This is a genomic window from Aquibium sp. A9E412 (assembly GCF_030398335.1).
GTDB lineage: Bacteria > Pseudomonadota > Alphaproteobacteria > Rhizobiales > Rhizobiaceae > A9E412.
In genome coordinates this window covers 1-9,701 of record NZ_JAOAOP010000099.1, presented here as the reverse complement: position 1 = coordinate 9,701, position 9,701 = coordinate 1, and the positions used below count along the sequence as shown (strand labels likewise).

Genomic DNA, 9,701 nt, shown 5'->3' with positions numbered 1-9,701 from the left:
TCAGACTGCGCAGAAAACGCGCTGCCAGAAACAACCAATACCTCGCTCACATCCTCCAGCCCTTGCCGCGTTAACCCGGATTCACTGCCGTGGGCGGCGCGCCTGGCGATCTCACGGCCCGTCGGCGGCCTCGTCCTCCGCGGCGAAGCCGAAGCCGGCGAGCAGCCGGCGGTAGCCCTCGGCCGGCCGGCCGGAGGTGAAGTGGGCGATGTCGCGCCCGCCGCCGCCGCCCGGCGCCGGCAGCGCGGCGGCCAGCGCCAGCGCGCGCCGCGCGATCGCCTCGGAGGTGTCGATCCAGTCGACCGGCCACGGCGCGGTCTTGCGCATGCGGTTGACCAGGAAGGGATAGTGCGTGCAGGCGAGCACCACGATGTCGGTGCGCCGGCCATCGCGCTCGACGAAGCAGGGGGCGATCTCGGCGGCCACCGCATCCTCGTCGACGAAGCCCGCGCGCATGTACTGCTCGGCCAGGGGGGCGAGGTTCTCGCTGCCGACCAGGCGCACGTGGCAGCGCGCGCCGTGCGCGGCGATCAGGTCGCGGGTGTACTGCCGGCGCACCGTGCCGGGCGTGGCGAGCACGGAGACCAGGCCGGAACGGGTGCGCTCGGCCGCCGGCTTGATCGCCGGCACGGTGCCGACGAAGGTCTCGCCGGGAAACGCCTCGCGCAGCCGGGCGATGGCCAGCGTCGAGGCGGTGTTGCAGGCGATCACCGACATCGCCGGCCGGTAGCGCGCGATCAGCGTGGCGAACAGGCCGACCAGACGCTCGAGCAGCGCCGCCTCCTGCCAGGCGCCGTAGGGAAACGCGGCGTCGTCTGCGACATAGACATAGGGCCGGCCGGACAGGAGAACCCGCGCCTCCTTGACCACCGACAGCCCGCCGATGCCCGAATCGAAGAACAGGACGGGCCGCGCGTCCATCGCCGCTAGTCCGCCTCAGGCGCGCCGGCGCCGCGCGGGCGCTGCGGCGAGAACCGCTCCAGCGAGACGAGCACGCCGCGCAGCACCGCCAGCTCCTCCACCGTGAAGCCCGGCCGGGTGACCAGGGCGCGCAGATTGTCCATCATCTTGGGCTTCTTGTCGGCGGTGCGGAAATAGCCGCGCTCGTCGAGCACGCTCTCGAGATAGCCCATCAGGCTCTCGATGTGGTGCTTTTCGGCCGGCGCCAGCGGCCGCGCGGCCGGCCGCACGCCGGCCTCGCCGGTCTTGATCCACTCATAGGCCATCAGCAGCACCGCCTGGGCGATGTTGAGCGAGGCGAAGGCGGGGTTGACCGGAAAGGTGACGATCTCGTCGGCGAGCGCCACCTCGGCATTGGTCAGGCCCCAGCGCTCGCGGCCGAACAGGATGCCGGTGCGCTGGCCTTCGGCGAAGCGCCGGCGCAGGTCGCCCGCCGCCGCGACGGGTCCGCGTACCGGCTTGAAGTTGTCGCGCGGGCGCGCCGTGGTGGCGAGCACGAAATGCAGGTCGGCGACCGCCTCCTCGGCGCCGGCGAAGACGCGCGCGGCGTCGATCACGTGGTCGGCGCGGCTCGCCGCCGCGCGCGCCCGCTCGCTCGGCCAGCCGTCGCGCGGCGCCACCAGGCGCAGCTCGGCGAGGCCGAAATTGGCCATGGCGCGCGCCACCATGCCGATGTTCTCGCCGAGCTGCGGCTCGACCAGGATCACCGCCGGCCCTTCCGCCAGCATCGGGTGCGTCGCGTCGCTGCCTGCCATCGTCCTTCCGCCCTGCGAGATACCGCGCGTTCCCTGACACAGACGGCGGCAAAACGGAACGGGCTTTGCGCGCGCGCCGCGCCGGCGGACGGCGAACCGGTGCCCGCTTCGCCTGCGAACGCTTTGTTCCCGGCGCGTTCGACGGACGGCGAACCGGTGCCCACTTCGCCTGCGAACGCTTTGTGATGACGCGTTCGCGGACGGCGAACCGGTGTCCACTTCGCCTGCGAACGCTTGTGATGACGCGTTCGCGGACGGCGAACCGGTGTCCACTTCGCCTGCGAACGCTTCAGCCGAGGAAGGCGCGGATCGCGGCGGCGACGGCGGCCGGCTTCTCGTGCAGCACCCAGTGGCCGGCGCCGGCGATGCGCTGCACGGCAAGCCGCGGCGCGAAGGCCTCCAGCCCCTCCAGACAGGACGGCCGCAACGCCTCGTCGTCCTCGCCCCAGACCACCAGATGCGGCATCGGCACCGCCATCTGGTCGGGCGGCACGGACAGGAGCGGCGCGTCGGCGAGCGCCTCGTCGACCCCCGGCACGACGAGCGGCGAGGCGCGGTACCAGTTCAGCATGCCGGTCAGCGCGCCCGGCCGGCGCCAGGCGGCGCGGTAGGCCGCGCGCCGGCCCTCGTCCATCCAGTCGGCGCGCGAAAAGCCCTCGATCATGCGCAGCAGGCGGCGGAAGTCGTCCTCGGCCAGCAGCGCCTCGGCATCGGCGGCGCGCAGCCGGGCGATGTACTGGCTGGCACGGCGCTGCTCGGGGTCGGCGAGGATGGCGCGCTGGAAGGGCACCGGGTGGACGCCGTTGGCGACGACGAGGTGCGACACCCGGCCGGGATGGGCGAAGGCGTAGGCATAGGCGAGCGCGGCCCCCCAGTCGTGCCCGGCCAGCACGACGGGGGCTTCCGGCGACAGCCGGTCGACCAGCGCGGCGACGTCGCCGACCAGCGCGGCCATGCGGTAGGCCTCGAGCCCGGCCGGCCGCGAGGACAGGTTGTAGCCGCGCAGGTCCGGCGCCACCAGCCGGTGGTCGGCGGCCAGCTCGGCCATCACCGCGCGCCAGGCGACCCAGTGTTCGGGAAAGCCGTGCAGGCACAGCACGAGCCGCCCCTGCGGCGCGCCGCCATGGGCGACGTGCAGCGTCGTGCCGTCGGCCGTCTCGTGCCAGTCGAACGCGATGCGCATGCCTTCCGCCCTCCCCGGCCGAGCCCGCCGAAAGGCGGAGCCGGCACGGCTTTGCCTTGCCGATCCGCGATGCTATAGGGGCCGCACTTTCGGCCCCGGGCGCCCGGCGGCCGCCCGGCATCGATTTCCATGAACGAGGCATTTCCCATGGCGAAGATCAAGGTGGAAAATCCCGTCGTCGAGCTCGACGGCGACGAGATGACCCGCATCATCTGGCAGTTCATCAAGGACAAGCTGATCCACCCGTATCTCGACATCGACCTCGAATACTACGATCTGGGAATCGAGCACCGCGACGCCACCGACGACCAGGTGACCGTCGACGCGGCGAACGCGATCAAGAAGCACGGCGTCGGCGTCAAGTGCGCCACGATCACGCCGGACGAGGCGCGCGTCGAGGAGTTCGGCCTGAAGAAGATGTGGCGCTCGCCGAACGGCACGATCCGCAACATCCTGGGCGGCGTGATCTTCCGCGAGCCGATCATCGCCAAGAACGTGCCGCGGCTCGTGCCGGGCTGGACGCAGCCGGTGATCGTCGGCCGCCACGCCTTCGGCGACCAGTACCGCGCCACCGACTTCAAGTTTCCCGGCAAGGGCAAGCTGACGGTCAAGTTCGTCGGCGAGGACGGCGAGACGATCGAGCACGAGGTGTTCGACGCGCCCTCCTCCGGCGTCGCCATGGCGATGTACAACCTCGACGATTCGATCCGCGACTTCGCGCGCGCCTCGCTGAACTACGGCCTGCAGCGCGGCTACCCGGTCTACCTGTCGACCAAGAACACCATCCTCAAGGTCTATGACGGACGCTTCAAGGACCTGTTCCAGGAGATCTACGAGACCGAGTTCGAGGACAAGTTCAAGGAAAAGAAGATCTGGTACGAGCATCGCCTGATCGACGACATGGTCGCCTCCAACCTGAAATGGTCGGGCGGCTATGTGTGGGCGTGCAAGAACTACGACGGCGACGTGCAGTCCGACACCGTGGCGCAGGGCTTCGGCTCGCTCGGCCTGATGACCTCGGTGCTGATGACGCCCGACGGCAAGACGGTGGAGGCGGAGGCCGCGCACGGCACGGTGACGCGCCACTACCGCCAGCACCAGAAGGGCGAGGAGACCTCGACCAACTCGATCGCCTCGATCTTCGCCTGGACGCGCGGCCTCGCCCACCGCGCCAAGCTCGACGGCAACGGCGAGCTCAAGGCCTTCGCCGAGACGCTGGAGCGGGTGTGCATCCAGACGGTGGAGTCCGGCTTCATGACCAAGGACCTGGCGCTGCTGATCGGCGCCGACCAGCCATGGCTGTCGACCACCGGCTTCCTCGACAAGGTCGACGAGAACCTGCAGAAGGCGATGGCGCGCTGAACCGCGCCCAGCCGGCGAGCAGCGGGAACCTTCGGGCGGCGCGCCGAGTTCCCGCAGCATGCCGGACCGCAGCGATAGCCGTTTTCCCGCCGGGCTGCCGCGTCGGCGGGTGACCGCCATCGTGCTGGCGCTCGTGGCGCTGCTGCTGGTGGTGCTGGTGCCGGGCGCCGTGCTCGTCACCTTCGCCGGCCTGCTCGTGGCCGTGCTGCTGCATGGCGGCGGCGTGTTCCTGGCCCACCGGCTGCACCTGCCGGAGATCGCCGGCATCGCGATCTTTCTCGTCATCGCGGCGCTGCTGGTGGCCGGCTTCGTCACGCTCGCCGCCGGCACCGTCGCCGCGCAGCTCGACCAGCTCGCCAACCAGCTTCCCGAGGCGATGAAGGCGCTGCGCCAGCAGCTCGGCCAGAGCGGCTTCGGCCGCGCCCTGCTGCAGCGCTTCGACCCCTCCAAGATGGTGATGAGCGAGGCGCGCACCGCCGTCTTCACCACCTTCGGCGCGGCCGGCAACCTGGTGGTGATCGTCTTCATCGGCGCCTATGTGGCGCTCAACCCGACACCCTACCGCAAGGGGCTGCTGGCGCTCGCCGCGCCGTCGCTGCACCCGCGGCTCGGCTACGCGCTCGACGCGGCCGCCGCCACGCTGAAGCGCTGGCTCGGCGCGCAGCTCATCGCCATGACGGTGGTCGGCACGCTGACCGGCGCCGGGCTGTGGCTGATCGGCCTGCCGCTGGCGCCGATCCTCGGCCTGATCGCCGGCCTGCTCGCCTTCGTGCCGATCATCGGGCCGCTGCTGGCGCTGGTGCCGGCGGTGCTGCTCGCCTTCGGCGAGGGCAGCAGCATGGTGCTTTGGGTGCTCGCCGTCTATCTCGGCGTGCAGACGCTGGAGAGCTATTTGATCACGCCGCTCTTGCAGCAGGAATCGGTGTCGCTGCCGCCGGCCCTGATCATCGCCAACCAGCTCGTCTTCGGCATCCTGTTCGGCCTGCTCGGCGTGGCGCTCGCCACGCCGGCCGCGGCGCTCGGCCTGACGCTGACGCGCATCCTCTATGTCGAGCCCTATGTGGCGCACGAGGACGAGGAGCACTCCGGCCGGCCGCCCGGCGGCGGCTGAGCACCCCCGCAGCGCCGGCTCGCCGAGCGCCGCCGCCGGCCCGGCTCAGCCGGCCGGCGCCGCCGCCTCGGCCATCGCCTGGCGCACCGCCGCGATCGCTGCCTCGGCGCGGCCGGCATCGGGGCCGCCGGCCTGGGCCATGTCGGGCCGGCCGCCGCCGCCCTTGCCGCCGAGCGCGGCGGCGGCCGCGCGCACCAGATCGACGGCGCTGAAACGGTCGGTCAGGTCGTCGGTGACGCCGACCACGACGCTCGCCTTGCCCTCCTCCGAGGCGCCGACGAAGACGACGACGCCTGAGCCGACGGAGGTCTTGCCGGCATCGGCGAGCGGCTTCAGGTCCTTGGGCTGCACGCCGGCGACGGTGCGGCCGAGAAAGCCGACACCGGCCACCGTCTCCTGCGCCCCGCCGGTCTCAGCGCCGCCGCCGGCACCGCCGAGCGCCAGGCTCTTGCGCGCCTCGGCGAGCTCGCGCTCGGCCTTGCGGCGCTCCTCGACCAGCGCCTCGACGCGCGCCGGCGCATCGGCCGGCGAGACCTTGAGCGCGGCGGCGATCGCCTTCAGCCGGCGCTCCTGCTCGTCGAGGTGGTGTCGCGCGGCGTCGCCCGTCAGCGCCTCGACCCGGCGCACGCCGGCCGCCACCGCGCCCTCGGCGACCAGCCGGATGAGGCCGATGTCGCCGGTGCGCCGCACATGGGTGCCGCCGCACAGCTCCAGCGAGTAGGTCTCGCCCGCCTTGTCGCCCTCGATCGCCGTGCCCATCGAGACGACGCGCACCTCGTCGCCGTACTTCTCGCCGAACAGCGCCATGGCGCCCTCGGCGATCGCCTCGTCGACGGCCATCAGCCGCGTCTCGACCGGGCCGTTCTGCAGCACGATCGCGTTGGCCAGCGCCTCGATGCGCGCGAGCTCGGCGGCGTCGATCGGCTTGGGATGCGAGAAGTCGAAGCGCAGCCGCTCGGGCGCGACCAGCGAGCCCTTCTGCGCGACGTGGCCGCCGAGCACCTCGCGCAGCGCCTCGTGCACCAGATGGGTGGCCGAATGGTTGGCGCGCAGCTTGCCGCGCCGCGCGTGGTCGACCGCGAGCGTCACCGCGTCGCCGGCGCGCACGGTGCCCTCGACGACGCGGGCGTGGTGGACGTGCACGCCCTCGCCCTTCCTGGTCGTGTCGGTCACCTCGAGCCGAAACCCCTCGCCGGCGATCGTGCCGGTGTCGCCCATCTGGCCGCCGGCCTCGGCATAGAACGGCGTCTGGTTGACCACCACGGCGACCGTCTCGCCGGCCGCCGCGGCATCGACCTCGGCGCCGTCGCGCACCAGCGCGCGCACCACGCCCTCCGCCTTCTCCGTCTCGTAGCCGAGGAACTCGGTGGAACCGGCGCGGTCGCGGATCGCGAACCACACCGCCTCCGTCGCCGCCTCGCCGGAGCCCGCCCAGTTGGCGCGCGCCTCCGCCTTCTGGCGCTCCATGGCGGCGTTGAAGCCCTCGACGTCGACGGCGATGCCGCGCTGGCGCAGCGCGTCCTGCGTCAGGTCGAGCGGAAAGCCGTAGGTGTCGTAGAGCCTGAAGGCGGTCTCGCCGTCCAGCCGGTCGCCCTCGCCCATCGTCTCGGTCGCCTCCGACAGCAGGCCGAGGCCGCGCGCCAGCGTCTTGCGGAAGCGCGTCTCCTCCAGCTTCAGCGTCTCGCCGATCAGCGGCTCGGCGCGCTGCAGCTCGGGATAGGCGTGGCCCATCTCGCGCACCAGCGCCGGCACCAGCCGCCACATCAGCGGCTCCGCGGCGCCAAGCAGCTGGGCGTGGCGCATGGCGCGGCGCATGATGCGGCGCAGCACGTAGCCGCGGCCCTCGTTCGACGGCAGCACGCCGTCGGCGATCAGGAAGCTGGCGGCGCGCAGATGGTCGGCGATGACGCGGTGGCTGGCCCGGTTGCCACCCTCCGCGCGCACGCCCGTCGCCTCCTCCGAGGCCAGGATCAGCGCCCGGAACAGGTCGGTGTCGTAATTGTCGTGCACGCCCTGCAGCACGGCGGCGATGCGCTCCAGGCCCATGCCGGTGTCGATCGACGGACGCGGCAGCTCGACGCGCTCATCCGGCGTCACCTGCTCGTACTGCATGAAGACAAGATTCCAGATCTCGACGAAGCGGTCGCCGTCCTCGTCGGGGCTGCCGGGCGGGCCGCCGGCGAGATGCTCGCCATGATCGAAGAAGATCTCCGAGCACGGTCCGCACGGGCCGGTATCGCCCATCGCCCAAAAATTGTCGTCGGAGGCGATGCGCAGGATGCGCTCGTCGGGCAGCCCGGCGATCTTCTTCCAGTGGCCGGCCGCCTCGTCGTCGGTGTGGAACACGGTGACGAGCAGGCGCCGGGGGTCGATGCCGAACTCCTTCGTCACCAGCGTCCAGGCGAGCTCGATGGCGCGCTCCTTGAAATAGTCGCCGAAGGAGAAGTTGCCGAGCATCTCGAAGAAGGTGTGGTGGCGCGCGGTGTAGCCGACATTGTCGAGGTCGTTGTGCTTGCCGCCGGCACGCACGCATTTCTGCGCCGTGGCGGCGCGGCTGTAGGGGCGCGTCTCCAGCCCGGTGAAGACGTTCTTGAACGGCACCATGCCGGCTGCCGTGAACATCAGCGTCGGATCGTTGCGCGGCACGAGCGGGCCGGAGGCGACGATCTCGTGATCGTTGCGGTGGAAGAAATCCAGGAAGGCCGACCGGATGTCGTTGACGCCACTCATATTTTCGCCTTTTGCGTGAGGTCCGCGGCGCGCCCGCGGCCGGCTTTCGCCCTTGCGTGAAGACCGGCCGCGCGGTCGCCGCCGATTTTTGCGCCTTTTAGCGTCGCCGGCGGGCCGCTGTCCAGAAAACACCGCGCCGCCGCAGCCGCGGCACCGGGCCGGGCGCGACCGCCCCGCGGGACAGGCGGCCGCCACGCCCTCCCGGCACACGCCAAGCGGCCGGCGCGCCCGAACGCACCGGCCGCCGCCGATCTTGCCGTCATCGCTCTTTTCGCGCTCTTTTCGCCGTCGCTTCGGGCCGGCTTCGGCCTCGCGGGCAAGCGTCAACCGGCCGCCGGGCCGATGCCGGCGGCCCCCGTGCCTCAGGCGCCGGCCGCGCCGGCCTCGTCGTCGCCGCCCTCGTCGAGCAGCGTCTCGGCGATCAGCCCGGCGTTCTGGCGCAGCGCCGTCTCGATCTCGAGCGCCGCTTCCGGGTTGGCGCGCAGGAACTGCTTGGCGTTCTCGCGGCCCTGGCCGAGGCGCTGCGAATTGTAGGAGAACCAGGAGCCCGACTTCTCGACCACGCCGGCCTTGACGCCGAGGTCGATCAGCTCGCCCGTCTTGGAGATGCCCTCGCCATACATGATGTCGAACTCGACCTCCTTGAAGGGCGGCGCGAGCTTGTTCTTGACCACCTTGACGCGGGTCTGGTTGCCGGTCGTCTCGTCGCGGTCCTTGACCGCGCCGATGCGGCGGATGTCGAGCCGCACCGAGGCGTAGAACTTCAGCGCGTTGCCGCCCGTCGTGGTCTCCGGCGAGCCGAACATGACGCCGATCTTCATGCGGATCTGGTTGATGAAGATGACCATGGTGTTGGAGCGCGACACCGAGGCGGTCAGCTTGCGCAGCGCCTGGCTCATCAGGCGGGCCTGCATGCCGGGCAGCGAATCGCCCATCTCGCCCTCGATCTCCGCGCGCGGCGTCAGCGCCGCCACCGAATCGACGACCAGCACGTCGATGGCGCCCGAGCGCACCAGCGTGTCGCAGATCTCGAGCGCCTGCTCGCCGGTATCGGGCTGCGAGATCAGCAGGTTCTCGAGGTCGACGCCGAGCTTGCGGGCATAGACGGGATCGAGCGCGTGCTCGGCGTCGATGAAGCCGCAGATGCCGCCCTTCTTCTGCGCCTCGGCCACCGTGTGCAGCGCCAGCGTCGTCTTGCCGGAGCTCTCCGGCCCGTAGATCTCGACGATGCGGCCGCGCGGCAGGCCGCCGACGCCGAGCGCGATGTCGAGGCCGAGCGAGCCGGTGGGCACCGTGGCGATCTCGACCGCCTGCTCGTTGGCACCGAGCCGCATGATCGAGCCCTTGCCGAAGGCACGCTCGATCTGCGACAGCGCCGAGTCCAGAGCCTTGGATTTGTCCACCGAATTGTCCTCAACAAGCCGCAATGAATTCTGTGCCATGATACAACACCCCTAGGTCGTCAACGAAGGCCGGACGGTCCGCTCTCCCGATGTTTTTTGTACTCTCTTTGTTCCGATTTGGCAAGGGCTGCCAAATCCCTGTTTTGACGAACGAAATCCGATCCGTTCCGAATCCGTTCCAGCGCGGTGCGCCGAGC

At 71.1% G+C, this 9,701-nt stretch carries 7 protein-coding genes; 2 read left to right on the top strand and 5 right to left on the bottom strand.

The features are described from left to right. Positions 1–111: 111 nt before the first annotated feature. The 3 genes from murI to N1F89_RS19685 all read right to left on the bottom strand — a co-directional run bounded on the left by murI (position 112) and on the right by N1F89_RS19685 (position 2,898). Positions 112–921, bottom strand: coding sequence for a glutamate racemase (gene murI / locus N1F89_RS19695; RefSeq protein WP_290086152.1), 810 nt, complete (start codon positions 919–921; stop codon positions 112–114). A gap of 5 nt (positions 922–926) precedes the next feature. Continuing rightward, positions 927–1,715 (bottom strand): RNA methyltransferase, encoded by a 789-nt coding sequence (locus tag N1F89_RS19690; protein WP_290086151.1) that lies wholly within the window; start codon positions 1,713–1,715, stop codon positions 927–929. Between the two features lie 289 nt (positions 1,716–2,004). Further along, entirely contained in the window at positions 2,005–2,898 is an 894-nt protein-coding gene (locus N1F89_RS19685) for an alpha/beta fold hydrolase (protein ID WP_290086150.1), read from the bottom strand. Between the two features lie 147 nt (positions 2,899–3,045). Between N1F89_RS19685 and N1F89_RS19680 the strand changes: the two genes are divergently transcribed. Together N1F89_RS19680 and N1F89_RS19675 are read left to right on the top strand one after the other, a co-directional pair. Next, complete coding sequence (locus N1F89_RS19680) at positions 3,046–4,260, top strand: NADP-dependent isocitrate dehydrogenase (RefSeq protein WP_290086149.1); 1,215 nt, start codon at positions 3,046–3,048, stop codon at positions 4,258–4,260. 58 nt (positions 4,261–4,318) lie between these two features. Further along, positions 4,319–5,371, top strand: a complete 1,053-nt coding sequence (locus N1F89_RS19675) for an AI-2E family transporter (RefSeq protein ID WP_290086148.1) — start codon at positions 4,319–4,321, stop codon at positions 5,369–5,371. A gap of 45 nt (positions 5,372–5,416) precedes the next feature. On the opposite strand, the gene alaS is transcribed toward N1F89_RS19675, so the two are convergent. Together alaS and recA are read right to left on the bottom strand one after the other, a co-directional pair. Further along, positions 5,417–8,101, bottom strand: coding sequence for an alanine--tRNA ligase (gene alaS, locus N1F89_RS19670; protein WP_290086147.1), 2,685 nt, complete (start codon positions 8,099–8,101; stop codon positions 5,417–5,419). 362 nt (positions 8,102–8,463) lie between these two features. Further along, the gene (recA, locus tag N1F89_RS19665) at positions 8,464–9,543 is read right to left on the bottom strand and encodes a recombinase RecA (protein WP_290086146.1); all 1,080 of its coding nucleotides are present in this window, start codon (positions 9,541–9,543) and stop codon (positions 8,464–8,466) included. Between the last annotated feature and the right edge of the window lie 158 nt (positions 9,544–9,701).